The sequence below is a fragment of the Micromonospora sp. NPDC006431 genome (assembly GCF_042870725.1).
Lineage (GTDB): Bacteria > Actinomycetota > Actinomycetes > Mycobacteriales > Micromonosporaceae > Micromonospora.
In genome coordinates this window covers 503,377-527,925 of record NZ_JBIAHQ010000001.1, presented here as the reverse complement: position 1 = coordinate 527,925, position 24,549 = coordinate 503,377, and the positions used below count along the sequence as shown (strand labels likewise).

Genomic DNA, 24,549 nt, shown 5'->3' with positions numbered 1-24,549 from the left:
TCGTCCTCTGCTGGTCGTCGGCGTCCGCGAACGCCGGTGGATGGGAAACGTGGCCGGTGGCCCGGGCACCGGCCCGGGCCACCGGATGGGAGGTCAGTTGCCGAACCGAAGGTTGGTGAAGCCGCAGTTGGCGTCGAGCGGCGAGACCAGGGTGCTCCGGACGCCGAACCCGAACAGCTCGACGACCGATCGCTGGGTGCCGCCGTCGTTGACGGTGGCGGTGCAGACGGCCGAGCTGCCACCGACGAAGGTGGCGGCGACGGTCGGGTTGGTCAGGTCCGCGGTCGGCACAATGTTGTAGACGTCCCGGCGGAGCGGGAAGTTGATGTTCAGGACGCCGTTGACCACCGGCTGCTGGACCGCGCCGCCGGTCGGGCGGATGCCGGACAGCGCCGCCTCCCCGCGCCGGTCGGCCACCGTGACGCCGGTCAGGCTGGCGATCTTCGCGGCGTTGCCCTGGGCGATGAACTGCCCGGCCGAGAAGGGGGCCACCCGGGTCGGGAAGCCGGTGAGCACCGTGCCGTCGTGCTCCTGAGCCCGCGGGATCAGCGGCACGGCCGCGGTGGCCGGGTTGCTGTCGGTGTCCGCAGCCAGGCAGGGGTAGTCCCCGAGGTTGATCTCGACCTCGGTGATGCCGACCTTCGAGGACCAGAAGTCCCAGGTGCCCGAGCCGGCCTGGAGCATGACCGGGCTCACCGGGTTACCGGCGATGGTCCGGTCGAAGCACCGGTACACCCGCTGCACCTGCGCGAACGACACGTTGACCGGCAGGTCGCCGGTGACGTTGCGGGCGAGGGTCACCGCGTCCACCCCGAACGGGATGTAGGTGTAGTTGCCGGTGCTCGACGGGGTGCTGCCGCCGCCGTAGCTCGACGAGCGGGCAAAGTCGACGCAGCCCACCACGTTGACGTTGGACCAGAAGCCGGGACCGCCCTGGCCGATGTCCTCACCCTCGGAGGCCCGCAGCGCCCGGCGGCCGTTGCTGGAGCCGTTCGGCCGCGGGAAGTCGCAGTTCGCGGCCTTCGTCCGGACGTTGGCGGTGCCGCGGGCGTCCCAGGAGGCGATGACCTTGTTGCCACCGCTGGTGATGACGTTGCCCAGGCCGTTCATCACGTCCTGGGTGGTGTCCGAGCCGACGCCGGCCAGCGTGCGGTACTCGGTCACCGGCGAAGGGTCGGCCGCGGCCGGCGCGGCCACCAGGCCAACGGCGACCACGGCGGCGAAGCCGACCGCGGCCACCTTGCTGATGGATCTGACCTTCATGCTGCTCCCTTTCTACGGGGCATGACAGTTCCGCCCACCCGATGGGCGGGTGAGCCGCAGTCATCGTCGCGGCGTCGGCCGGGCATTCGAAACCGCGCGTAGACAAACGTTTCGAAGTGCGATCTCTCGCCAACACGTAGGCCGAATGAACAACAGCCGACAATCGAGTCCAGCGCCATTTCCGGGTTCATTCCGCGCCACCCGCCGGCCTATTTCGAGTGCCGAACCGGCGCAACACCGGCCCGATCACCCCGCCCACGAGGCCGGTCGCGAAAATGACGACCAGCACGTACCGGAGGGCACCCACCGGGCTGCCGGGGGTCGCGTTCGAGGCCTGCCGGGCCGGCGGCTGCGGCGACGGCGCCGTACCACCGGGCGACGGCGTGGCACCCACGGAGGGCACCGCACCGGGGGCCGGAACGGCCGGGGCGGGCGGCGCCGCGGGCGGCGGTTCCGTGGCACCCGATCCGTCGGACGACGCCGAGGCTGACGGGGCCGGCAGGTCCACCTCCAGCAGGGCGGCGGCGGCCTTGGTGCGCTCCCGCAGGGCCTGCGGCAGCGGCACGTAGCCCTCCGGGAGCATGCCCCGGCCGACGCCCCGCCGCTGACCCTGGTCGGCGGCGTGCCGCAGCAGCTTGGCGTAGTCGCGGCGGGCGTCCGCCGGGTCGGTGCGGTCCGCCACCGCGTAGGTGAGCAGCGACAGCGGGTACGCTCCCGCCGTCGCCCAGGCCTTCGCCGGGTCGATCACGGAGACCCCGGCCACCTGGCTCGGCGCGGCGGTGCCGGCCGCGGCGCTGATCGCCTCGTCCGTCGCGCCCCGGCAATCGCTGGCCGTCCACGCCCCGTCCGTGCCCTTCGCCGCCCTGCAGAGCTGGGCGGTGAACAGGCCGTACCGGGCGGCCGAGGCGGAGTCGGTGACCGCCATGGTGAACCGGAAGCCCGGCTGCTCCCGGGGCAGCCGGTCGAACCGGGGCGGAGTCACATTGCTGTTCAGCGACTGCCCGAACGCCCCGGTGTCGCCGCGCAGGGTCTGCGCCGCGCCCCGCCCGAAACCGCCGGTGTACGGCCGCAGCTCCTGCGAGCAGAGCTGGTAGGTCTCGCCCGCGAACGTCTCCTCGTAGCAGGAGCGGTCCGCCTTGGGGAAGTAGTCCGGGGTCTCGCCGGTGAACAGCGGCTTGAAGGCGGGGTTCACCACCATCTCTTTGCCGGACGCCTCGTCCTTGTCGGGCGTACCGCCGAGCCATTCCTTCGCCGCCGGGTCGGCGAGGACCCACTGCCAGAGCGCGCGGGCCGCGACCGAACTGCCGTTGGGCACCATCAGGCCGTTCAAGGTCACCCCGGCCCGCCGGTCCCAGTCCTTGAACAGCGGGTTGAGGCCCAGGAACTCCGGGTCCTGCTTGATGCTGTCGTAGTTCGTCGCCAAGGCCTGGCCGCCACCGCCGGGCACGTCCCGACGGTAGGACTGGGTGAGCAGCTTCGCCACCAGCCGGGGGGTGAGCTTCAGCTCGTTCAGGGCGGTGCCACGTAGCTCGGCCACCTTCTGTGGCAGCGGCACGTTCTCCAGGTTGACGTCGATGTTGAGCGCGATGACCAGGCCGCTCAGGGTGACCGGGGCGTGCACCACCGGCGGGTCGTCGGCGGTGGCGGTCACCGGGTCCGAGCTGTAGATCAGCCCCGGCGCGTTCGGCGAGGTCGAGAGGAGTTGACGGGCGGCCTCGTCGTCGCCGATCGGCGAGTAGCTGATCGACGGGCCGCTCACCGCCGCGCAGAGCGCGGGACGCCAGGCGGCGGCCGCCTCGGCGGCCAGTTCGGTGCCGGCGGTCAGCCGTTCCTGCTGGTCGCTCGCGCAGTAACCGGTGACCGGTTCGAACTCCAGCGGCACCACCATCCGGTACTGCCAGTTAGGCACGATCAGCGGGGAACCCTGCGGCGAGCCGGTGGCCGACACGTCCTGGCCCGTGTAGGGGTGGTGGTGACCGCGCGGCACGATCACCAGCCAGCACGGCCGGGACGGGCGCGTCGCGCCGGTGGCGTCGGTGTAGGGATCGCCACAGCCCAGATCGGGAGCCAGGGCGGAGTTCTGCACCTCGAACGAGATCCGGCCGGTGCCGTTCGCCGCGGTCAGCGCGTACGGGTACTCGTTGGTCACCGACTTGTTGAAGTAGCCGGACAGCACCTCGTCCGGGTACGCCTCCCGCTCGGCGCCGGTCTGCGGGTCGGCGATCACCGGGAACGGCTGCGCCTGGCTGCCGTCCGGCGTACGCGGACGCTCGCAGGAGGTGGTCCCCACCGGGCAGGAGACCGGCCGGAAGGGCACCATCCGGGCGTCCTCCGGCAGGGTCTCCCGGGGATCCTTTGCCGGGTAGCCCGGCGCATCGAGGTGCAGCTCGCGGGAGTTGGCGTTGGCCGCGGCGGCGGCCGTCACCTCGAACGGCATCACCGGCGTGTCCAGCTTGGTGCCGAACTGGCAGGTCTCCCGGAACTTCAACCCGTCTGGGTCGCCGGGGGCGTGCGGGTCGCCGTAGCACTGCATGACCTGGAGGAAGTCCACCCCGAGCGGACGGTTGCGCGGGGTCGGGGTCCCGCCGGTCCAGGTCACCACGACGGCCTGGTTGACCAGGTCCTTCGTCTGGTCGACCGTCACGGACAGCCCGGTGAAGTCCTCGTACCCACCGTCCACTTTGACGCCGTGCACGGTCATCGCGGTGGAGCCGGTGTCGTCGGCGCGGGCCGGGGCGGCGGCCGGCGGCACCGGGGCGAGCGCCCCGACGGTCAGCAGCAGGGCGGCCCCGGCCAGCCAGCGGCGCGGGTTCACCGGTCGCCCCGGTGGTCGTCGCGGCGGCCCTGCAGCGCCTGGGAGACCAGCGGCGGCCCGACGATCAGGGCGACCAGCAGCACCGCCGCGAGCAGCATGAGGGTGTGCCGCAGCCGCCAGCCGTCCGTGCCGTCCAGCGCCACCGGCACCGCCGCCACCTGCTCGCCGGACGCCACACCCGCGGTGCCGCCCACCACCTCGCCGGTGTCCGGGTCGATCTGGGGAGCGGCGCCGGGCACCGGAACTCCGCCGGTCGGGCCCGCGGTCGCCGCGGTGCCGCCGGGGGTGCCGGCGCCGGTGGTGCCGCCGCCCGCGGCGGTGTTCCCGCCGCCGGCGGTGTTCCCGGCCGCGCCGCACCGGGCCGCCGCCAGCACGGGCGTCTCCTGGCGCGCGCCGGCCGTGCCGGTGCCGGTCTGGGTCGGCCCCCGCTTGTCGCAGGGCGAGGGCTGCGGGGCGTTCTTCGCCAGCGCGTTGCCGCCGTCCGCCGAGACGGTCGGGTTGTTGCAGCTCCGGAGCTTCTGGGCGATGTCGATCGTTTCGTGGCTGGGGATCTTCTGGACCTGCTCCATGCCGGCCTGCACCAGGTTGATCGGCAGGGGTGAGTAGCCCAGCACCTCGGCCTGCCGCTGCCCCTCGCAGAGGAAGTAGTAGGCGAACTTGCTGAGGGTGTACCCGGCGTCGGCGGTCAGGTTGTACTCGAGCTTGGTCGGAATGATCATGTACGAGTACGAGGAGAGTGGGTAGGCGCGCGGGTCGCTGGACCGGTAGACGTCGTCCAGGATCTGGGTCAGGTAGTCGTCGGACTTCTGGTCCTTGTTGATCCGCGCCCGGGTCAGTGCCACCGCCACGTTGCTGGCCGTCGGCTCGACGTAGTAGCCGCCGGCGTTGAGCACCTTCACCACCGGGAACTTCGCGTTGATCGCGTACGAGTACTCGACGTAGGTGATCGCGCCCTCGGCGTTCTCCTGCCGGACGTAGCCCGACACCCCGTCGGAGCCGGTCGCGCCGACGAAGCCGGACCCGGACTGGCGCGGGTAGACCGAGGTGATGCCGCACGGCGTCGGCTTGTTCCACTTGCGGCAGTAGTTGTCCCAGATGGCCTGGTGCTGCTTGCTCATCCAGAGGGTGAACTGGGCGGTGGTGCCGGAGCCGTCCTGTCGCACCACCGGGATGATCGAGCGCGCCGGCAGGGCCAGCCCGGGATTGTCCGCCTTGATCGCCGGGTCGTTCCACTTCCGGATCACGCCGGTGAAGATCTTGGCGATCACCTCGCCGGAGAGCCGCAGGTTGGTGACCCGCCGGCCGCCGATCTTGAGGTTGTACATGAACGCCGTGCCGCCGGCCACGATCGGCATGTACGCCGACTGCCGGGAGCCCTTGCTGTCGGTGCCGCTGAAGATGTCCTTCATCCCGTACGGGATCTCCGAGACGCCGAAGTGGGCCTTGCCCTCCCGGAACTGCACCCGGCCCTGTGTCGAGCCGGCAGCCTCGTACTCCACCTGGATGTTGCTGGCCTGCACGTTGCGCGCCCAGGCGGTGATCGCGTTGGCGCTCCAGGTCGAGCCGATCCCGACGATCGGCACCAGCCGCGGCGCGGCGGACGCCGGCGGCGCGGCGGTCAGCAACACGGCCGCGGCGGCCGCGGCGGCGACCACTCGGGCCAGGCGGGCGGTCGTCCGGGGTCGACGGCGGATCCACTGCTTGAACATGTCGCTACCTCTGGTTCGGGTGATCGGGCGGGGAGGCGGCGGCTCGCCGGGCGAAGCGCATGGCGTCCCGGCGCGAGGCCAGCGCCCGGCGGCGGCGCTGGGCCCGGCTCAGTTGGCCGGGGGCCCGCCCGCCGAGCAGCCGGGCCAGCACGAACAGCAGCAGCACCAGCGCCATCAGCACAGCTGCCGCACCGAAGCCGCGGGCCACCATCGTGGCGTCCGGCCGGCGGATCGAGTCGAAGACGAACAGCGGCAGGGAGACCTGGTTGGCCTGGAACGGGTTCGCGTTGGTGAACTGGGTGAAGCCCGCGGTAAGCAGCACCGGGGAGGTCTCGCCGATGCCCCGGGCGGTGCCCAGGATGATCGCCGTCATCGCCCCGGAGCGGGCGGTCGGCAGCACCACGTGCCAGATGGTCCGCCACTGCGAGGCGCCCAGCGCCAGGCTCGCCTCGCGCAGGGTGCCGGGCACCAGGCGCAGCACCACGTCCGCCGCGCGGATGATGATCGGCAGCATCATCACGCTCAGCGCGAGCGCGGCGGCGAACCCGGACTTCTGCCGGCCGAGCGCGAGGATCACCGTGGCGTAGATGAACAGGCCGGCCACGATGGACGGCAGCGCCGTCATCGCCTCCACGACGATCCGGACGAACCGGCTGAACGCGCCGGGCAACTCGCTGAGGAAGACCGCGCAGAGCAGGCCGAGCGGGATGGTGATCGCCAGTGCGATGCCGATCTGCTCCAGCGTGCCGATGATGGCGTGCCGGATGCCCCCGACGCTCAACGGGTCGAGCGGCCCCGCCGACCTCATGTCCTGCGTGTAGAAGTTCGCCCAGGCCAGCGGCTCCCGCCCGCGGAAGAGGGTGAACCCGATCACCACCACCAGCGCCACCAGCATGGTGACCGCCAGGCTGTGCACCAGGACCCCGGCGAGCCGGTCCCGGACCACCGGGCCGGCCTCGTCCAGCCGGACCAGCACCAGGTAGCAGGCCAGGAAGAGGAGGTACGCCACGACCAGGAAACCGAGCGCGCCGTCGAAGGGGGCCAGCGCGGTGAAGAGCAACGCGGTCAGGCACACCGCGGCCACCGCCGCGCCGAGCACCGCGAAGACGTCGGTACGGCGTACCGTGCCGGTCGTGCGGCGGCGCTCCGCGCCCGGGTGGTCCGGGCGTACCGGGATGGTGGTGGCCGGCCTGGGCGGCGCGGTGGGCGGCTCCGGCGCCGGCGGCGCGGCCAGGTCCCCGGCGTAGGCGGTGGGTCTCGGCGTCACCTGTGGCTCCTCACGCGTCACTGGCCGCGCCGGACCGGCTGCGGTTGATGATCAGGCCGGCGCCGAAGTTGACCAGCAGCGTCATCCCGAACAGCACCAGGCCGGCGGCCATCAGACCGGCGATGCCGATCGGGTTGGACTCGGCGTAGCGCAGCGCGATGAGCGACGAGATCGAGCCGCCGCCGACCTGCAGGATGTGCGGCTGGATGACGAACACGAACGAGATGACGAGATAGACCCCGATCGTCTCGCCGAGCGCCCGGCCGAGGCCGAGCATGGTGCCGCCGATCATCCCGCCCCGGCCGAACGGGAGCACCACCGAGCGGATCATCCCCCAGCGGGTCGCGCCCAGGGCGTACGCGCCCTCCCGCTCGCCGATCGGGGCCTGGGAGAAGACCTCCCGCATCACCGAGGAGATGATCGGCGTGACCATCATCGCGACGATGATCCCGGCGATGAACGTGGAGCTGGTCAGGGAACTGTTGCTGCCCAACGGGTCGCTCGGGTCGAAGCCGTCCACCCGGAACAGCGGGAACCAGCCGAGGTAGGTGGCGAGCCAGCGGGGCAGGCCCTCACCGTGCTCGCCTTGGACGAGCAGGTGCGGCTGGAGCAGGTAGAGACCCCAGATGCCGTACACCACGCTGGGCACCGCGGCCATCAGGTCGACCAGGTTGACCAGCACCGGGGCGATCCGCCGGGGCGCGTACTCGGCGATGTAGAGGGCGGTGCCGGTGGCCAGCGGCACCGCGATGACGATCGCCACCGCGGCGATCAGCAGGGTGCCGAGGAGCACCCCCGCGACGCCGAAGTCGCCGCCCGCCGGGTCCCACTCTTGCGCGGTGAGGAAGCGCCAGCCCATGGTGCGCAGGGCGGGCACCGCCCGCAGGGTGAGGAAGATCCCGACCAGCAGCATCACCGCGAGCACGACGATCCCGCCGACCCGGATCACGCCACGGAAGACCAGGTCGGAAGGGGTCCGGCGCTGGCGTAGGCGGCGCGGGGCCGCGGGCCGCGCGGCGGTCTCCGCCGGGTCGGGCGGCGAAACGACGACGGTCATCGGCTCGCATCCCGCCTTCGAGGCTCGATGCCCGACGCCGGCCGGTACGCCAGGCGCGTCGGCGGGACCAGCGGTGCCGCGAGCGTCCCGCCGGACAGCGGCGTAATGGGCTCGGAGGCGGCCCGCCGGCCGCGCCGGACGGCACGGGTGCCGGGGACCACCTCCGCGTGCGGCAGCGCCTCGAGGAACCGGTCCAGGTTGTAGCGGCACTCGCGGGCGCGCAGGTACGAGCGGCTGGACAGGGCGACCGCCACCTCGTCGAGCTCGATCCGCCAGGTCCACTGGCCGCTGGCCGGCACCGTGCCCTCGACCGGCACGATCCGGTCCATGCTGGCCTGCAGTGCCAGTACCGACTCCCGGCACCCGGCGTAGGCCGCGTGGTAGACCGCGCCCCGCCCCAGTGGGCGGTTGTTCGGTGAGACGAGCATCCACAGGACGCCGTCGGTCGGCTGTCCCTGCGGCGCCCCGGGCATCGGCGCGGCGAGGAACACGAACCGTGAACGCTGCACCTCGATTCCCTTCCCTTTCGGCGCGCCTACGCGCGCAGGTTGCCGCTTCCCCAGGACTTCCGAACTGACGGGATCAGCGTCGGCAGCATCGGTGACTCGGTACGCAGCCATCCGCTCACGCCAGACGTGCAGCATGTGAACAGCGAGTACCGAGGCATCCACCGTTCGGATACACCCAGCCGCCACGGGGCTGACCCGACATCGGTTCGTACCGATTCGTCACCCGGATCCGGTGGGGAACGGCGATGGCCGCCGGCTCGGTCATCCCAGGACCGGTCGGGAACGGCGATGGCCGGCCGCGTCCGCGTGGACGCGGCCGGCCATCGCACCGGTCGGGGTCGGTTCAGCGGCGGGTGCCGCCCGGCTTCCCGCGGCGCGTCGTGAGCCAGGCCGCACCGACCAGGGCCAGCGCCCCGAGCAGGGCGAGGATCCACCAGATGTTGGCCACCGAGGCACCGCCGACACCGCCGTTGCCGGTCAGCCGCCGGGCCACGCCGGTCTCCGGCCCGGCGCTGCCGGGGGTCGGGGCACCGGCAGCCGGCGCGGCGGCCGGCGGAGGGCCCACCGGCGGGGCGCCGGCCGCCCCGGTCGACCCGGGCACCACCAGCGGAGCCCCGGCAGCGCGAGGCGTCGCCCGGGGCGCGCCGGCCGGGCGACCGGCGCGCCACTGCCGCCCGGAGACGGTGATCGGGGTGATGAACCGCTCCGGGTGTACGCCCTGGGTCTCGCTGACACACTCGACGACGACCCACCACTCCCCGTCGACCGGCGCACCACCCAACGCGGTGGCGAAGGACCGGTTCGGCGTCACGGTCACCGGCTGCCGGTCGTACCCGCCGGCGGTCAGCGGCCGGGCCAGGTTGCTGTACGGCCCGCCGGGCGGCCCCACCCGCAGCTGGGCGTTACGGCCGAACCCGGCCGGGCAGGGCGCCGACGTGGTGGCGCTCGGGAAGACCGGGGCGGCGTCGACGCTCCCGCTGGTCGCCGAGAGTTGCACCCCGCCGAGCGGGGCGGCCCGGGCCGGCGTGGGAAGGACGAGGCCGGCCGCCAGAGTGCTCGCGGCCGCGGCGAGGACAGACAGTTTTCGAAGCACACCGCCGGTCTAGGCCCACAGTGGAACCGCCCGGACACCGGGAGTCACGCGCCGGACAGCCAGCAGGTGAACAGGCGACGGCGACAACTGTGCCGGCCCGCGCGGGCCGGCGCCGAGGTCAGGCCCAGACCTGCTGCGGCTCGGCCCGGCGCTCGGCCAACGAGGGGGCCGGATCGTACTCGCGGACGGTCTCGTAGCGGGTGTTCCGCTCGACCGGGCGGAAGCCGGCGTCCCAGATCAGGTGCAGCAGGTCGTCCCGGTGCATGGTGTTCGGCGTGCCGTACGCGTCGGCGTCGTGGGTGATCTTGTATTCCACGACCGAACCGTCCAGGTCGTCCACCCCGAAGTTCAGCGAGAGCTGGGCCACCGAGAGACCGTGCATCACCCAGAAGCACTTCACGTGCGGGACGTTGTCGAAGAGGAGCCGGGAGACGGCGAAGGTCTTCAGCGACTCGGCCGGGGACGCCATCGTGGTGCGGGCCTGGATCCGGTTACGGATCTTGCCGTCCGCGGAGTCGACGAAGTCGTGCTGGTAGCGCAGCGGGATGAAGACCTGGAAGCCGCCCGTCTCGTCCTGCAGCTCACGCAGCCGCAGCACGTGATCGACCCGGTGCCGGGGCTCCTCGATGTGGCCGTAGAGCATGGTCGACGGCGTCTTCATGCCCTTCGAGTGGGCCAGCCGGTGGATCCGCGACCAGTCCTCCCAGTGGCAGGCGTGGTCGACGATGTGCTGCCGGACCTCCCAGTCGAAGATCTCCGCGCCGCCGCCGGTCAGCGACTCCAGGCCGGCGTCCATCAGCTCGTCCAGGATCTCGTCCGCGCTCAGGCCGCTGATCTTCTCGAACCACTGCACCTCGGTGGCGGTGAACGCCTTGAGGTTGACGTTGGGCAGTGCGGCCTTCAGCTCCCGCAGCACCTTCGGGTAGTAGCGCCAGGGCAGGGTCGGGTGCAGCCCGTTGACGATGTGCAGCTCGGTGAGCTGCTCGTCCTCCATCTCCTTGGCCTTGCGGACCGCCTCGTCGATACGCATCGTGTAGGCGTCCTTCTCACCCGGCTTGCGCTGGAACGAGCAGTACGCGCACGAGGCGGAGCAGACGTTGGTGAGGTTGAGGTGCCGGTTGACGTTGAACATCACCCGGTCGCCGTTCAGCTCGGTGCGCTTGTGGTGGGCCAGCCGCCCGAGCCAGGCGAGGTCGTCGGACGCGTAGAGGGCGATGCCGTCCTCGCGGCTCAACCGCTCCCCCGCGTAGACCTTCGCTTCGAGCTCGCGCTTGAGTCCGGCGTCCATCCGAAAGCCACGTCCCTTCCACCCGCTGTCCCGGTCGAGCGTACGTCGGCCCTCGGACGAACCGGCGACGCGGTCAACCGCAGCGACCAAGTTCACCGGCCGCCCGTTCGGCCGTCACCCTCCGCACATCGACATAGCTGCGCCGGTGAGGTAAGACAGGATGGGGCGGAACACACACTGGCACCGTCCCGGTTCACCGCGCCCACCTCGCGCGGAAGACGCCACACCGGACGGGGAGCGGAATGGGCTACAGCAAGCAGGGCCGACGGCAACGACGCAGGAGCCCGGTGATCTCTCCGGTGCTGCGGCCGAAGCTCTGGTCCGCTCTGCTCGGCGTGGTGGCGGCCGCGGCGCTCGCCACCCCGGTCTGGGCCGATCCGCTTCCCGACACCATCCCCAACGCCGGCTCCCGGCCGGAGGTCACGGGCGCCTTCCAGCTGCCCGCCTCGGTGCCCGGGATACCCGGCGTCACCCCCTCGGGCGGGCTCGGCGTCACCCCCGGCGTCACCAACCCGGCCGACGGCCCGCTGATCGCCCAGATCAACCAGGCCGACACGCGGGTCGCCCAACTCGGCGAGGACCTGATCCGGCTGAAGGGCGACCGCGATGCGGCGCAGGCCCAGCTCGCCTCCGCCACCGCCACGCTCAGGGAAGCCGAGGACGCGCTCGCCCAGGCCCGGCGGAAGGCCGAGACCACCGCCGCCGACGCGGTCAAGGCCGCGGCCGCGCTCCCGCCCGGCGACTTCGGCACCGACCTGCGCGACCTGAACGCCCTGCAGCGCATCATCCGCGGCGACAAGGCCGAGGGCGCCACCGGCGCCGTGGACGGCGAGGTCGCCCGGGCCACCGCCGCCGAGAAGATCGCCCGGGAGGCGTACACGGCCGCGCAGCAGCGCGCCACCGACACCGCCGCGGCGTACGCCAAGGTCGAAGCGGACCTGCGCCAGCAGGAAGCCGCGCTGCTCAAGCTGCGGAAGGACAACGCCGCGCTGCTGCTCGAGGCGGCCCGGCGCGAGGACGCCGCCGAGCAGCAGATCGGCAGCTCGTACGTCAGCAACCAGAGCGTCAGCGGGATGGTCGCCCACCCGACGGCGCTGGCCGCCGTGCGGTACGCCCTCGCCCAGCTCGGCGACCCGTACCTCTGGGCGGCGGAAGGCCCGGACCGCTTCGACTGCTCCGGGCTGGTGCTCGCCTCGTACCGGTCGGCCGGCTACCGTGGCCTGCCGCGGGTCTCCCGCGACCAGTACTACGCCACCCGCTCCCGCACCGTCGACCCGAACGCGCTTCTCCCGGGTGACCTGCTCTTCTTCGCCTCGGGGAGCAGCTGGACGACCATCCACCACGTCGCCATGTACATCGGCAACGGCAAGATGGTCGAGGCGCCGCGCACCGGGGACGTCGTCAAGATCTCGGTGGTCCGCTGGAGCCGGCTCTACGCCGCCACCCGGGTGGTCGGCGCGGTCCCTGCCCCGGCCACCCCCACGCCGGCCCCGACCCAGCCGACCACTCCGGCGACGCCGAAGCCCACCCAGACGGCCACCCCGAAGCCGACCCAGACCGCCACCCCGAAGCCGACCAAGCCGCCGACGCCGCAGCCCACCTCGCCCAGCCCCAGCCCGTCGACCTCGCCGAGCACCTCGCCGTCGCCAAGTCCGTCCGACTCGCCGTCCCCCTCGGCGACGAGCGCCTCGCCGACCACCGCGCCGAGCGACGCGGCCAGCAGCGCGCCGGCCTCGACGACGAACGCCGCCGATCCGTCCAACAGCGCGGCGGAGAGCAGGTCGGCCAGCCCGAGCACCGGGAGCTGACCCAACCGTCCACTCCGGCTGTGCGGCCGGGCCGGAATGTGGCACGGTGAGACTCAGGCACTCCCGGCCGGCGCCACGGCCCGGGGCGAGCGCGGGCGCGGAGGGGCGAGCATGGGCGAGCACGAAGTTCCGGCGGAGACGGTCCACCCCGGATCCGAGCCCGACCGCACCGACCGGCCGGCCGGGACGGAGACCGGCCGGGCCGGCGCTGCGCCCGCCGCGGTCGTGGTGGCCCGGGCCCGGGTGGGTGTCCCCGCCCGGGCGGCGGACCCGGCGGTCCTGGACCGCCCGTCCGACCAGGACGGCGCGGCGGCCGGCGGTCCCGGACCGGCGCCGACGAGCGCCCCGCCCGCGCCGCGGGTCTCCGGTTCCGCACGGGTGCCCGTCCCCGAGGGAAAATCGCCGGCACCGGTGCCGCCCGCGCCGCGCGCCGAGGCGGAACAGGCCCGGGCCAGCGCCGCCGTGCCGGGGCTGAACCGGGTCTCGCCGGGCGAGGTCGCCGACGCGGTGGTGGCGAAGGCCGGGGTGGCCAAGGTCTACCGCGGAAATCCGGTCAACCCGGAGCCGCCCGAGCCGGCACAGCCACCGGAGCCGGCTCAACCACCGGCGCCGCCCACGCCGGAACCCGAGCCGGCGCCGACCCCCGTACCGGGCCCGACGCCACCGTCGCCGGCGCCGCCCATACCGGAACCGGAGCCGCCGTTCCGCCCGACGCCGCCGGTGCCCAACCCGCCGCCCGGGCCCACCCCGCCGGGACCGGTCCCGCCGATGCCGACGCCGCCGGCGCCCCCACCGGCCCCGCCGGTGCCCGCGCCCCCGCCGCCGCCCGGCCCCATGCCGGCCCCGCCGTTCCCGCCACCGCCCGCGACTGCCGGTGTCCTCGGGTCCCCGTCCGCGCCGACCGCCCGGGCGAGCGCGTCGGTCTCGGCGCCGCCCGCGTCGGCCGCCGCCCCGCCGCTGGTGCCGGCACCCGCGCTGCCGACCTGGCCGCCCTCGGCCACCCCGACCGGGCCGGCCGATCGCGGCGGCGCCCCGGCGAGCCGGCCGCCCGCCGCGCCGGCCTACCAGGGCGGTCCCGACCTGGCCGGCACGGCGTACGGCGGCACCGACGGGCCCGGCTTCACCACGGTGTCGTTCCCGCAGGGCAGCCCGCTGGAGAACTCCGGCTCGCTGACCGGGCACATCCTGGCTCAGGGTTGGGCCGAGGACGCCCCGGCGACCCGGTCCAGCAACACCAGGGTGATGATCGTGCTGGCCGCCTCGCTCGCCCTGCTGATCGCGATCAGCCTGCTGGTGGTGTTCCTGGCCAACGACGCGCTGAGCGGGTTGACCGACGCCGCGGTGAGCAAGTGACGGGGTGAGCCCGCCCACTACCGCCTCGCGGCACCGCGCCGTACCCATCGTCCCGCCGTACACTTGTGGAGATCACTGACCCGGCGCGCCGTTGCGCGCCCATGGGCGATCTTGCGGGCGATTCGGCGGCGTGCAGCGCTGCGGCAGGCCATCGCGAAGATGCGCCCCGCTCGAAAGGCATTTCTTGACCACCTTCGCCGCCTCTGGCACGTCCCCGTCCGCCGACTTCACCCCGATGCCGGAGCTTCCGGCCACCGAGACCCCCGACTTCGCCGCCCTGGGCCTGCCCCGGCAACTGGTTGACGCGCTGGCCCGCCAGGGCATCACCACCCCGTTCGAGATCCAGCGGGCCACCCTGCCGGACGCCCTCGCCGGCCGGGACGTGCTGGGCCGGGGCCAGACCGGTTCCGGCAAGACCCTCGCCTTCGGCCTGCCGGTGATCGCCCGGCTCGCCGACCGCAACCGGGCCCGGCCGCTGCACCCGCGCGCGCTGGTCCTGGTGCCCACCCGCGAGCTGGCCATGCAGGTCAACGACGCGCTGGTGCCGCTCGGCAAGTCCGTCGGCATCTTCCTCAAGACCGCCGTCGGCGGCGTCCCGTACGACCGCCAGATCGACGCGCTACGCCGGGGCGTGGAGATCATCGTGGCCACCCCGGGGCGGCTCGGCGACCTCATCGAGCGGGGGGTCTGCCGCCTCGACGACGTCGAGGTCACCGTGCTGGACGAGGCGGACCAGATGGCCGACATGGGCTTCCTGCCCGAGGTCACCGAGCTGCTCGCGAAGACCCCGGCGGGCGCCCAGCGGCTGCTCTTCTCGGCGACCCTGGACAACGACGTGGACACGCTGGTCAAGCGGTTCATGACCGACCCGGTCACCCACTCGACCGCGCCGCCCACCGCTGCGGTGTCCACCATGGACCACCACCTGCTGCTGATCCCGCCGCACGACAAGTTCGCCGTGGCGGCCTCCATCGCGGCCCGGGACGGCCGCACCATGTTCTTCGCGCGTACGCAGCTCGGTGTGGACCGGCTGGTCGAACAGCTCGCCGCGGTGGGCGTACGCGCCGGCGGCCTGCACGGCGGCAAGACCCAGCGGATGCGTACCCGAACCCTGGCCGAGTTCCGTGAGGGCCGGGTGAACGTGCTGGTCGCCACCGATGTGGCGGCCCGGGGCATCCACGTCGACGGGGTGTCGCTGGTGCTGCACGTGGACCCGCCGAAGGACCCGAAGGACTACCTGCACCGGGCGGGGCGTACCGCCCGGGCCGGCGAGTCGGGTGCGGTGGCGACCCTGGTGCTGCCGAAGCAGCGCCGGACCACGCTGGCCATGCTGGAGAAGGCGGGCGTCGAGCCGGCCGAGACCCGGGTCCGCGCTGGCGACCCGGCGCTGGCCGAGCTGACCGGTGCCCGCGAGCCGAGCGGGGTGCCGGTCCGCAACGAGCCCGAGCCGCGCCGGCACGGCGACCGCCCGTCCGGCCCACGCCGCTTCGGCGACCGCCGCGAGCGGAGCTACCCGGACCGGGGCGAGCGCAGCTTCGCGAACCGGGGCGAGCGCCGCGAGCGAAGCTTCCCCGACCGTGGCGAGCGCAGCTTCGCGGACCGCGGCGAGCGGAGCTTCCCCGACCGTGGCGAGCGCAGCTTCACGAACCGGGGCGAGCGCAGCTACCCGGACCGGGGCGAGCGCCGCGAACGGAGCTACCCGGAGCGCGGCGAGCGCAGCTCCACGGACCGCGGCGAGCGCAGCGAGCGCGGCTACCCGGACCGGGGCGAGCGCAGCGAACGCAGCTTCGCGGACCGCGGCGAGCGCAGCTACCCGGACCGGGGCGAGCGCAGCTACCCGAACCGGGGCGAGCGCAGCTTCGCGGACCGGGGCGAGCGCCGCGAGCGGAGCTACCCGGACCGCGGTGAGCGCAGCCTCACGGACCGGGGCGAGCGCCGCGAGCGGGGCTCCGTGGACGGGCGCGGCGAGCAACGGTACGGCGACCGCGGTGACCAGCGCTCCGGCCGGCCCTCGTGGGAGCGGCGCGAGCCCGCCGCGGACCGGCGCTTCGGCGACCGGGACCGGGACGCGTTCGACCGCGACGGCCGGGGCGAGCGGCGTTTCGGCGACCGCGACGGGCGGGGCGGGTTCCGGCCGGAGGGCCGGGGCCGCGACGACCGGTCGCGCGACGACCGGCGCGGCTTCGGCGGGCGGCCGGCGGCCCGCACCCACTGACCGGGCGAGAATCGCCGGCCGGACGGGAATCCCGCCCGCCGGCACCACCAGCCTGATGGACGCCGCCGTCGAGCGACTGCTCGGCGGCGGCGTCGCCGCATCCCGCGACGGCGTCGGTCGGGTGGCGTAACGTCCGGTTCATGCCCACGATGCCGAAGTCGTTCTTCTGGTCCAGGACCGACACCGCCGGTTCGGAGCACGCCGTCCTCGACGACCGCCAGGGCCTCACCGCGCAGGGCGTGATGCTGGCCGTGGACCCGATCCCGTACACCTGCCGGTACCGGCTTACGGCCGGCGCGGACTGGTCGACGACCCGGCTGGAGGTCGAGGCCGACGGCGCCGGCTGGGCGCGGAGCGTACGTCTGGAACGCGACGGGGACGGGTGGCGGGTGCGCACCGGCGAGGAGGGCGACCTGGACGCGGTGCTGGCCGCGGCCGGGCATCCGCCCGCCGGGCTGCCCGGCACCGACGAGCCGGACCGGCTGGCCGCGGCGCTCGACGTCGACCTGGGCGGTGCCGCGCTGTTCAACACCCTTCCGATCCGCCGGCTCGGGCTGAGCCGGGCTCCGGCGGAGCAGGCCCGGCGGATCGCCGTCGCCTGGGTGCTGGTGCCGGGCCTGGCCGTGATCCCCGCCGAGCAGATCTACACCTCGCTCGGGCCGGCCCGGATCCGCTTCGCCAGCGACAGCTACACCGCCGACCTGGACCTCGACCCGAACAGCTTCGTGGTGCGCTACCCGGGGCTGGCCGAGCGGGTCTTCCCCGGCTGACCTGCCCTGCGTTCCGTCAGGCCGGCCAGGCGCCGGTGGCGAGGAAGCGGTCGATGGTGGCGCGGTGCGGGGCCAGGTCGAGGCCCTGCCCGGCGACCCAGTCGTCGGCGTAGTACGTGTCCGCGTACCGGTCGCCGGCGTCGCAGATCAGGGTCACCACCGACCCGCTCCGCCCGGCGGCGACCATCTCCGCGATCAGCCCGAACGCGCCCCACAGGTTGGTGCCGGTGGAGCCGCCCACCCGGCGGCCGAGCACCGCCGAACCGGCCCGCATGGCGGCCAGCGACGCGGCGTCCGGCACCTGGACCATCCGGTCCACCACCGAGGGCACGAACGACGCCTCGACGGTGGGCCGCCCGATCCCCTCGATCCGGGAGCCCCGGCCGGTCCGCACCGACCAGTCGGCGGCCTGCCAGGCGGGGTAGAACGCGGAGTTCTCCGGGTCGACCACGCAGAGTTTGGTGGGCAGCCGGCGGTAGCGGGCGTACCGGCCGATGGTGGCGCTGGTGCCGCCGGTCCCGGCGCCCACCACGATCCACGCCGGTACGGGGTGCCGCTCCAGCGCGAGCTGCGCATAGATCGACTCGGCGATGTTGTTGTTGCCCCGCCAGTCGGTGGCCCGCTCGGCGTACGTGAACTGGTCCATGAAGTGGCCACCGGTGTCCTCGGCCAGCCAGCGGGCCTCGATCACCACCTTGGCCGGATCCGGGACCAGGTGGCAGCGCCCGCCCTGGAACTCGATCTGGGCGATCTTCTCGGGCGAGGTGCTGGCGGGCATCACCGCGATGAACGGCAGCCCCAGCATCCGCGCGAAGTACGCCTCGGAGACCGCGGTCGAGCCGGACGACGCCTCGATGATCGTGGTCGCCGGCCCGATCCAGCCGTTGCACAGCCCGTACAGGAAGAGCGAGCGGGCCAGCCGGTGCTTGAGCGAGCCGGTGGGGTGCACCGACTCGTCCTTGAGGTAGAGGTCGATGCCCCACTCGCGGGGCAGCGGGAAGGGGAGCAGGTGGGTGTCGGCGGAGCGGTTGGCGTCCGCCTCGACCGTGGCAATCGCCTCGGTCACCCAGGCTCGGCTGGCCTCGTCACACCGGTCGAGATGAGTCACGCCGGCAACGTTACAAGCGAGGTCAGCTCGCGCCCGGGGGGACCCGGTGCGCCTGCCGGCGCTGGCCGGCCCGACCGGCGGCCCGGATCACCGGGGTGAGGGCCAGGGCGAGCCGGGGGAAGGCGTCGAGGAGCCGGACCTGGGCACCGCGCCAGCGTGGCAGGCTGACCACCGGGCGCGGGCGGCGGGCCAGCCGCGCCGCCCGCGCGGCCACGCGCTCCGGCGTGAGCAGCGACCCGGTGAAGGAGGCCAGGGCCCCGGGGTCGTCGAGCTTGTCGTGCAGCATCGGCGTCCAGATCCCGTCCGGGCAGAGGCACGACACGTGTACGTCCCGGATGCCGGCCATCCGCAGGTCGGCCAGGGTGCCCAGGCTGAACGCGAGCAGGGCGTGCTTGCTGGCCGCGTAGACGGTCTCGCCGGGGGCGGCGATCAGCCCGGCCAGGGAGACGACGTTGAGCACATGCCCGTGGCCCTGTCGGCGCATGACCGCCAGAGCGGCGAGCGTCCCGGTCATCGCGCCCAGCGCGTTCACCTCGACCAGCCGCCGGCGGGTCGCCGCGTCGTGCGTCCAGGCGGGTCCGGTGGCCAGCAGGCCGGCGTTGTTCACCCAGAGCCCGAGCCCGCCGGCCGCCCCTGCCGCCGTGGCGGCGACCTCGGCGCAGGCGGCCTCGTCCCGGACGTCGAGCCGTCGGGACCAGCCGCCGAGCGGCGCGGCGGCGGCGGCCACCGCCTCGGCGGCCACATCGGTGAGTAGGACCCGCCATCCGTCGACGTGCAACGCGGCGGCGATGGCCCGGCCGAGCCCGCCGGCCGCCCCGGTCACCACGGCCGCTCCCCGCGCCGAGATCGTCATCGGCGCACCGTATCCCCGCGGCCAGGTCAGGACCAGAGGTCTCGGGGACCGGCCGGCCGGCGCGAGCCGGTCAGGAGGCGGACGGCTCGATCGGCTGGGGCCGGTTCTCCCACTTGGTCGACAGGGCGATCCCGGTACGGGTGGAGGCCACCCCGGGCGTCCGGTTCAGCCGGACGATGAGCTGCTCCAGCTCGGCGATGGTGCCCACCCGCGCCTTGAGCAGGAAGGACTCGACCCCGGCCATGAAGTAGCAGGACTCGATCTCGGGCATCTGCCGGAACGCCTCCAGCACGTCGTCGGTGTCGGCGTTGGAGTCCTCGACGATGCCGATCAGCGCGGTGACCCTGAGCCCGATCGCCTCCGGCTCGACCTCGGCCCGGTACGCCCGGATGACCCCGCTCGACTCGAGCTTGCCGACCCGCTCGTGCACCGCCGGGGCGGAGAGCCCGACCTGGCGGGCCAGCTCGGCGTACGACAAACGGGCGTTGCCGCGCAACAGCTCCACGAGGCTCAGGTCGATCGCGTCCACGGAGTGTCACCCTATCCGTTCGGGCGTAACGCCCGACGGTCGGCAACAGTTGAACATGACGTCATGTAACGGTTCACAAACCAGCAGTCAGGGCAGTTCTCGGCCGGTACCATTTACTAACTTCTCACTTCCGTGCGTTTTTCGCGTTTTGGCGTACAGGCCAGGTCGCTGGTGCTGTAATTGCCATACGTCCCTCATGACGGCTCTGGGCTCGCACCGGCCGGGGGCAGTGTGTTCAGCCGGGGGCTTCGTCGATGCGAGGAGGGGGCTGTGGACACTGGAGATCGCCTGCTGACACCGGGTGAAGTCGCCGCGCTGTTTCGGGTTGACCCGAAGACCGTGACGAGATGGGCAGCGGCCGGCCGGATAGGCAGCATCCGGACTCCAGGCGGGCATCGCCGGTTTCGGGAATCGGAGGTACGGGCTCTGCTCGAGGGGGAGGGCATGCTGGACGAGGCGGAGGACATGGGCAAGTCGCGCAACATGGGTCCGACCGCCTCGACCGGCCCCGGACCGGCGAACGCCGGCATGTACTGAGTCGGTAACGATCGGCACGCGGGCCGGCCGTCAGGCCCGGTCCGCGTCCCGCCGGGCCGCGGCCAGCTCACCTGACCAACGACGAAAGAGCGTGTGCGGTACGCCGAGCGCGTCCAGCACCTTGCCGGCCACGAAGTCGACCAACTGCTGGGCGGAGGCCGCCGCGCCGGCACCGTAGAAGCCGGGGCTGGCCGGCAGCACGACCGCACCGGCGTCGTGCAGGGCGATGAGGTGCTCCAGGTGGCTGCGGGTCACCGGAGTCTCCCGCGGCACCACCACCACCGGCCGCCGTTCCTTGAGGTTCACCTCGGCGGCGCGCTGCAACAGGTCCTTGGAGAGGCCGATCGCGATACCCGCGCAGGCCGCGGTACTCGCCGGGACCACCGCCATCCCGCGTACCCGGTAGGAGCCGCTGCTCGGGCCGGCCGCCAGGTCGCCGGCGGGCCAGTGCCGCAGGTCCGCGTCGGCGAGGTCGCGGCCCAGCCAGGCGGCCAGGTCGTCGGCCCAGTGCGCGTCCCGGAAGGCGCGGCCGGTCTCGTCCAGGATGGTCAGCCGGGCGGCCCGGGAGACGATCAGGTCCACGGCCTCGCCGGCGTCGAGCAGGCCCCGGACGACCGCGGCCGCGTACGGCGTGCCGGAGGCCCCGGAGACGCCGACCACCCATGGTTCGCGCATACCGTCAAGCGTGCCTGGTCGGCCGGGCGGCCGGGCGGGGACCCCCCCCACGGCACGCCTGGGCCGTCCTGCTTGTCCCACGACAAGCGACGTTGTCCGACCGGGGCGGCGGGCGCCCCGTCGACCTGCCATGCTTCCGACGATCATTCATGTCCATGAAGGGATCGGTGATGACGGAGGCCGTGCTCCGCTCGCTGCGGTCCGACTGCCCGATCCGGCCCCGGCTCTCGCCGTATGCGGACGGGGTGCAGGAGTGGCTGGGCGACCAGCTCGACCAGCTGGGCCTGCTCCGGGACGCCGCCGCCCGGGAGCGGCTGGCCCGGGCCGGTTTCGCCCGATACGCCGGCCGGCTCTACCCGGACGCCACCGAGCCCGACCTGCGCGCGCTGGCCGCCCTGTTCGCCTGGTTCTTCCTGGTCGACGATCTGTGCGACGGGCCGGGACGGCCGGACCCGGCGGGCATCCGGGCGCTGCGGGATGGGACGTTGGCCCTGCTCCGGGAGGGCCCCCGGGCCCGCCACCCCGGATTCTCCGGTCCCCTGCGCCGGCTGCTCGTGCAGGCGTGGCGGGAGCCCCGGCGGCGGATGCCGGCCCGCTGGCGGCAACGCTTCTCCGACGCCGTCGCCGACCATCTCGACGGTGCCTGGCGGGAGGCGGCCGCCAAGGCCGCCGGCCGCCCGCCCGGGATCGAGGAGTACGTGGCGCTGCGCCGGGCCACCTCGGCCGCGTACGTGTCGTACCCACTGATCGAGTTCGCGACCGGCCGGCCGCTGCCCGACCCGGTCTACCACCATCCGGCGCTGCGCCGCCTCGCCGAGCTCGCCAACGACCTGCTCTCCTGGTTCAACGACCTGGCCTCGCTGGACCGCGACCGGGCCACCGCCGGCGGCCACAACCTGGTGCTGGCGCTGGCCGCCGAGCGGGGCGTGCCGGCGGCGGAGGCGGTGGCGCTGGTCGCCGACCGCTGGCGCACCGAGATGGCCCGCTTCATGACGCTGCGCGCCGCCGTACCGTCGTTCGGCCCGGCGCTGGACGGGTCGGTCGCCGTCCACCTCGACGGCTTCTCGAACGCGGTCCGCGGCACCGTCGACTGGACCTTGGAGAGCGCCCGCTACCCGGCCGGCGCCACCCGCCGACCCGGGCTCACGGGCACCGCCGCCCGCTGACCTTCGACTCAGGCCCGCAGGCCGAGGCGGACCACCAGGTCGAGCAGGGCGAACACGAACAGCGCGATGCCGACGAATCCGTTGGCGGTGAAGAACGCCCGGTTGACCTTGCTCAGGTCGGTCGGGCTGACCACCAGGTGCTGGTAGCCGAAGGCGAGCGCCGTGAACGCCAGCCCGATCCACCAGAGCCAGCCGAAGCCGACCAGCGCGCCGAACCAGATGAACAGCGCGAAGGTCACCACGTGCGCGACGGTGGAGGCGTGCAGCGCGAAGCGCAGCCCGTAGCGCGCCGGGACGCTGTGCACGCCGATGGTCCGGTCCACGTCGGCGTCCTGGCAGGCGTAGATCAGGTCGAAGCCGCCGATCCACAGGCCGACGGCCGCGCCGAGCAGCCAGGCCGGTCCCGAGCCGGCGAGGGTGCCGGTGACCGCCAGCCAGGCGCCGACCGGCCCGACCGCCTGGGCGACCGCCAGGATGGCGTGCGGCCAGTTGGTGAACCGCTTGCCGTACGGATAGACGACCAGCGGGATCACGGCGAGCGGCGCGAGCGCCAGGCAGAGCGGGTTGAGCAGGGCGGCGGCGGCGAGGAAGACCACCACCGCGACGGCCGCGCCGGTCCAGGCGGTCCGCAGGCTCACCGCCCCGGTGACCAGTTCCCGGTTGGCGGTACGCGGATTCCGCGCGTCGATCCGCCGGTCGAGGATCCGGTTGGCGGCCATGGCGAACGTCCGCGCCCCGACCATCGCCACGGTGATCAGCAGCAGGTCGACCCAGCGGACCCGCCCGCCGTGGACCTGCATCGCGGTCAGCGCGGACAGGTACGCGAACGGCAGCGCGAAGACCGAGTGCTCGATCGTGACCAGCTTGAGGAACGACTTGACCTTGCCCGGGCGTGCCACCGGGGCCTCGGCGACGGCGGCCATCAGATCCCGTACTCCTTCCAGCGCTTGTCGACCAGCGAGACCACCTCGGGCGACATGGTCATCTCCTCCGGCCAGCCCCGGGTGTAGCCCTCGGCGGGCAGCTTGCGGGTCGCGTCGATGCCCGCCTTGCCGCCCCAGAACTGCTGGTACGACGCGTGGTCGAGGTGATCCACCGGCCCTTCGGTGATCAGCAGGTCGCGGGCGTAGTCGACGTTGCCGAAGGCACGGAAGGCGACCTCGTTGTAGTCGTGCACGTCGCAGTCCTCGTCGACGATCACGATCAGCTTGGTCAGCGACATCAGGTGCGCGCCCCAGATCGCGCTCATCACCTTCTGCGCGTGCTTCGGGTAGCGCTTGCGGATCGACACGATCGCGCAGTTGTGGAAGACCCCGGCGGCCGGTAGGTCGTAGTCGACGATGTCCGGGATCAGCAGCTTGAGCAGCGGCTGGAAGATCCGCTCGGTGGCCTTGCCCAGGCCGTGGTCCTCCTGGGGCGGCTTCGAGGTGACGATCGAGTGGTAGACCGGGTCGCGCTGCATGGTCATGGTCTCGACGTGCAGCACCGGGAACGGCTCGACCGGGGTGTAGAAGCCGGTGTGGTCGCCGAACGGCCCCTCGGGCAGCCGCTCGCCGGGCTCCAGGTAGCCCTCCAGCACCACCTGGGCGTGCGCCGGCACCTGCAGCGGCACGGTCAGGCAGTCGACCATCTCCACCCGCTCACCGCGCAGGAAGCCGGCGAACAGGTATTCGTCGATGTCGCTGGGGAGCGGCGCGGTGGCCGCGTACGAGACGACCGGGTCGCAGCCGATCGCGATGGCGACCGGGAGCCGCTGGCCGAGCCGCTCGGCGACGGCGTGGTGCGCGGTGGAATCCTTGTGGATCTGCCAGTGCATGCCCAGGGTGTTCCGGCTGTGCTGCTGGAGCCGGTAGAGGCCGAGGTTGCGCTTGCCGGTCTCCGGGTGCTTGGTGTGGGTCAGGCCGAAGTTGTGGAAGATCCCGCCGTCCTCCGGCCAGACCTGCAGGCCCGGCAGCCGGTTCAGGTCGACGTCCTCGCCCCGGTAGACCACCTGCTGGCAGGGCGCGGTCTTCACCTTGCGCGGCGGGACCGACTTGAGCTGCATGACCTTGCCGAGGCCCTCGCGGATGCCGGACCAGCCGACCGGCAGCTCCGGCTTGATCAGCCCGCCGATCCGCTCGCCGATCTCGTCCAACGAGTCGACGCCGAGCGCCATCGCCATCCGCTTCTCGGTGCCGAACAGGTTGATCGCCACCGGCATCTCGCCCCGGGTCGGCCGCTCGAAGAGCAGCGCCGGGCCGTCGGCCCGCACGGTCCGGGTGACCACCTCGCTGATCTCCAGCGTCGGGTCGACCGGGACGCTCACCCGCCGCAGCTCGCCCGCGCGCTCCAGCGCCGCGAGGAAGTCCTTGAGATCGGTGTACGGGAAGCCACGAGCCGCCATGACCGCCAGTGTCCCCCACCGGCCACCCGCCCGGCCTCGCCGGGGTCCCTGGATGGCACGGTTGGCCGCCGGCCACCCTGACAACCTCCTCCGCGCCGTGAGTGGGCACCGTGCACACCCTGAGGAGGAATTTGAGCATCGTGCACGGTGG

The 24,549-nt window shown here is 73.4% G+C and carries 20 protein-coding genes; 6 read left to right on the top strand and 14 right to left on the bottom strand.

Annotated elements, in window-relative coordinates; all coding sequences use genetic code 11:
* Positions 1 to 93: 93 nt before the first annotated feature.
* The 8 genes from ACFYM6_RS02615 to mqnE form a co-directional block, all read right to left on the bottom strand.
* Positions 94 to 1,263, bottom strand: a complete 1,170-nt coding sequence (locus tag ACFYM6_RS02615) for a hypothetical protein (protein WP_387271521.1) — start codon at positions 1,261 to 1,263, stop codon at positions 94 to 96.
* A 187-nt stretch (positions 1,264 to 1,450) separates the two neighbouring features.
* Positions 1,451 to 4,078 carry a hypothetical protein gene (locus ACFYM6_RS02610; protein ID WP_387271519.1) on the bottom strand — a complete coding sequence of 876 codons (2,628 nt, stop codon included), beginning with the start codon at positions 4,076 to 4,078 and terminating at the stop codon, positions 1,451 to 1,453.
* Positions 4,075 to 5,787, bottom strand: a complete 1,713-nt coding sequence (pstS, locus tag ACFYM6_RS02605; RefSeq protein WP_387271517.1) for a phosphate ABC transporter substrate-binding protein PstS — start codon at positions 5,785 to 5,787, stop codon at positions 4,075 to 4,077. The genes ACFYM6_RS02610 and pstS overlap by 4 nt, the downstream gene beginning before the upstream one ends.
* 4 nt (positions 5,788 to 5,791) lie before the next feature.
* Positions 5,792 to 7,054, bottom strand: a complete 1,263-nt coding sequence (pstA, locus tag ACFYM6_RS02600; RefSeq protein ID WP_387271516.1) for a phosphate ABC transporter permease PstA — start codon at positions 7,052 to 7,054, stop codon at positions 5,792 to 5,794.
* A 10-nt stretch (positions 7,055 to 7,064) separates the two neighbouring features.
* A complete protein-coding gene (gene pstC, locus ACFYM6_RS02595) occupies positions 7,065 to 8,111 on the bottom strand; it encodes a phosphate ABC transporter permease subunit PstC (protein ID WP_387271514.1) in 1,047 nt (348 codons plus the stop codon).
* Positions 8,108 to 8,620: a hypothetical protein gene (locus ACFYM6_RS02590; RefSeq protein WP_387271513.1), complete on the bottom strand. Its 513-nt coding sequence runs from the start codon at positions 8,618 to 8,620 to the stop codon at positions 8,108 to 8,110. Before ACFYM6_RS02590 ends, pstC begins: the two co-directional genes overlap by 4 nt.
* A gap of 343 nt (positions 8,621 to 8,963) precedes the next feature.
* Positions 8,964 to 9,713, bottom strand: coding sequence for a hypothetical protein (locus tag ACFYM6_RS02585; RefSeq protein ID WP_387271511.1), 750 nt, complete (start codon positions 9,711 to 9,713; stop codon positions 8,964 to 8,966).
* A gap of 118 nt (positions 9,714 to 9,831) precedes the next feature.
* Positions 9,832 to 11,001, bottom strand: a complete 1,170-nt coding sequence (mqnE, locus tag ACFYM6_RS02580) for an aminofutalosine synthase MqnE (RefSeq protein ID WP_387271509.1) — start codon at positions 10,999 to 11,001, stop codon at positions 9,832 to 9,834.
* A 242-nt stretch (positions 11,002 to 11,243) separates the two neighbouring features.
* On the opposite strand from mqnE, the gene ACFYM6_RS02575 reads away from it, so the two are divergent.
* From ACFYM6_RS02575 to ACFYM6_RS02560, 4 genes are all read left to right on the top strand, one after another.
* Complete coding sequence (locus ACFYM6_RS02575) at positions 11,244 to 12,809, top strand: NlpC/P60 family protein (RefSeq protein ID WP_387271508.1); 1,566 nt, start codon at positions 11,244 to 11,246, stop codon at positions 12,807 to 12,809.
* A gap of 111 nt (positions 12,810 to 12,920) precedes the next feature.
* Positions 12,921 to 14,162 carry a hypothetical protein gene (locus ACFYM6_RS02570; RefSeq protein WP_387271506.1) on the top strand — a complete coding sequence of 414 codons (1,242 nt, stop codon included), beginning with the start codon at positions 12,921 to 12,923 and terminating at the stop codon, positions 14,160 to 14,162.
* Positions 14,163 to 14,346: 184 nt separating this feature from the next.
* The gene (locus ACFYM6_RS02565) at positions 14,347 to 16,377 is read left to right on the top strand and encodes a DEAD/DEAH box helicase (protein ID WP_387271504.1); all 2,031 of its coding nucleotides are present in this window, start codon (positions 14,347 to 14,349) and stop codon (positions 16,375 to 16,377) included.
* 149 nt (positions 16,378 to 16,526) lie between these two features.
* Positions 16,527 to 17,147, top strand: a complete 621-nt coding sequence (locus ACFYM6_RS02560; RefSeq protein ID WP_387271855.1) for a putative glycolipid-binding domain-containing protein — start codon at positions 16,527 to 16,529, stop codon at positions 17,145 to 17,147.
* Between the two features lie 16 nt (positions 17,148 to 17,163).
* On the opposite strand, the gene ACFYM6_RS02555 is transcribed toward ACFYM6_RS02560, so the two are convergent.
* The 3 genes from ACFYM6_RS02555 to ACFYM6_RS02545 all read right to left on the bottom strand — a co-directional run bounded on the left by ACFYM6_RS02555 (position 17,164) and on the right by ACFYM6_RS02545 (position 19,637).
* Entirely contained in the window at positions 17,164 to 18,255 is a 1,092-nt protein-coding gene (locus ACFYM6_RS02555; protein ID WP_387271502.1) for a PLP-dependent cysteine synthase family protein, read from the bottom strand.
* A 22-nt stretch (positions 18,256 to 18,277) separates the two neighbouring features.
* Positions 18,278 to 19,108, bottom strand: a complete 831-nt coding sequence (locus ACFYM6_RS02550) for an SDR family NAD(P)-dependent oxidoreductase (RefSeq protein WP_387271500.1) — start codon at positions 19,106 to 19,108, stop codon at positions 18,278 to 18,280.
* 70 nt (positions 19,109 to 19,178) lie between these two features.
* Positions 19,179 to 19,637: an Lrp/AsnC family transcriptional regulator gene (locus tag ACFYM6_RS02545; protein WP_357434683.1), complete on the bottom strand. Its 459-nt coding sequence runs from the start codon at positions 19,635 to 19,637 to the stop codon at positions 19,179 to 19,181.
* Positions 19,638 to 19,907: 270 nt separating this feature from the next.
* On the opposite strand from ACFYM6_RS02545, the gene ACFYM6_RS02540 reads away from it, so the two are divergent.
* Complete coding sequence (locus ACFYM6_RS02540; RefSeq protein WP_073834151.1) at positions 19,908 to 20,174, top strand: BldC family transcriptional regulator; 267 nt, start codon at positions 19,908 to 19,910, stop codon at positions 20,172 to 20,174.
* A gap of 30 nt (positions 20,175 to 20,204) precedes the next feature.
* Here ACFYM6_RS02540 and ACFYM6_RS02535 read toward each other — a convergent pair whose 3' ends face one another.
* Entirely contained in the window at positions 20,205 to 20,849 is a 645-nt protein-coding gene (locus ACFYM6_RS02535) for a UbiX family flavin prenyltransferase (RefSeq protein WP_073834152.1), read from the bottom strand.
* Positions 20,850 to 21,019: 170 nt separating this feature from the next.
* Here ACFYM6_RS02535 and ACFYM6_RS02530 point away from each other — a divergent pair, with 170 nt between their 5' ends.
* Positions 21,020 to 22,015, top strand: a complete 996-nt coding sequence (locus ACFYM6_RS02530; RefSeq protein WP_387271497.1) for a terpene synthase family protein — start codon at positions 21,020 to 21,022, stop codon at positions 22,013 to 22,015.
* Positions 22,016 to 22,023: 8 nt separating this feature from the next.
* On the opposite strand, the gene mqnP is transcribed toward ACFYM6_RS02530, so the two are convergent.
* Positions 22,024 to 22,938: a menaquinone biosynthesis prenyltransferase MqnP gene (gene mqnP, locus ACFYM6_RS02525; protein ID WP_073834153.1), complete on the bottom strand. Its 915-nt coding sequence runs from the start codon at positions 22,936 to 22,938 to the stop codon at positions 22,024 to 22,026.
* Entirely contained in the window at positions 22,938 to 24,398 is a 1,461-nt protein-coding gene (locus ACFYM6_RS02520; RefSeq protein ID WP_387271495.1) for a menaquinone biosynthesis decarboxylase, read from the bottom strand. The genes mqnP and ACFYM6_RS02520 overlap by 1 nt, the downstream gene beginning before the upstream one ends.
* Positions 24,399 to 24,549 lie beyond the last annotated feature (151 nt).

Bases quoted from the DNA above. Each gene is read 5' to 3' on its own strand.
- ACFYM6_RS02615 (WP_387271521.1), bottom strand. From the start codon at position 1,263: ATGAAGGTCAGATCCATCAGCAAGGTGGCCGCGGTCGGCTTCGCCGCC.
- pstS (WP_387271517.1), bottom strand. From the start codon at position 5,787: ATGTTCAAGCAGTGGATCCGCCGTCGACCCCGGACGACCGCCCGCCTG.
- pstC (WP_387271514.1), bottom strand. From the start codon at position 8,111: ATGACCGTCGTCGTTTCGCCGCCCGACCCGGCGGAGACCGCCGCGCGG.
- mqnE (WP_387271509.1), bottom strand. From the start codon at position 11,001: ATGGACGCCGGACTCAAGCGCGAGCTCGAAGCGAAGGTCTACGCGGGG.
- ACFYM6_RS02575 (WP_387271508.1), top strand. From the start codon at position 11,244: ATGGGCTACAGCAAGCAGGGCCGACGGCAACGACGCAGGAGCCCGGTG.
- ACFYM6_RS02570 (WP_387271506.1), top strand. From the start codon at position 12,921: ATGGGCGAGCACGAAGTTCCGGCGGAGACGGTCCACCCCGGATCCGAG.
- ACFYM6_RS02560 (WP_387271855.1), top strand. From the start codon at position 16,527: ATGCCGAAGTCGTTCTTCTGGTCCAGGACCGACACCGCCGGTTCGGAG.
- ACFYM6_RS02550 (WP_387271500.1), bottom strand. From the start codon at position 19,108: ATGACGATCTCGGCGCGGGGAGCGGCCGTGGTGACCGGGGCGGCCGGC.
- ACFYM6_RS02535 (WP_073834152.1), bottom strand. From the start codon at position 20,849: ATGCGCGAACCATGGGTGGTCGGCGTCTCCGGGGCCTCCGGCACGCCG.
- ACFYM6_RS02530 (WP_387271497.1), top strand. From the start codon at position 21,020: ATGACGGAGGCCGTGCTCCGCTCGCTGCGGTCCGACTGCCCGATCCGG.
- mqnP (WP_073834153.1), bottom strand. From the start codon at position 22,938: ATGGCCGCCGTCGCCGAGGCCCCGGTGGCACGCCCGGGCAAGGTCAAG.
- ACFYM6_RS02520 (WP_387271495.1), bottom strand. From the start codon at position 24,398: ATGGCGGCTCGTGGCTTCCCGTACACCGATCTCAAGGACTTCCTCGCG.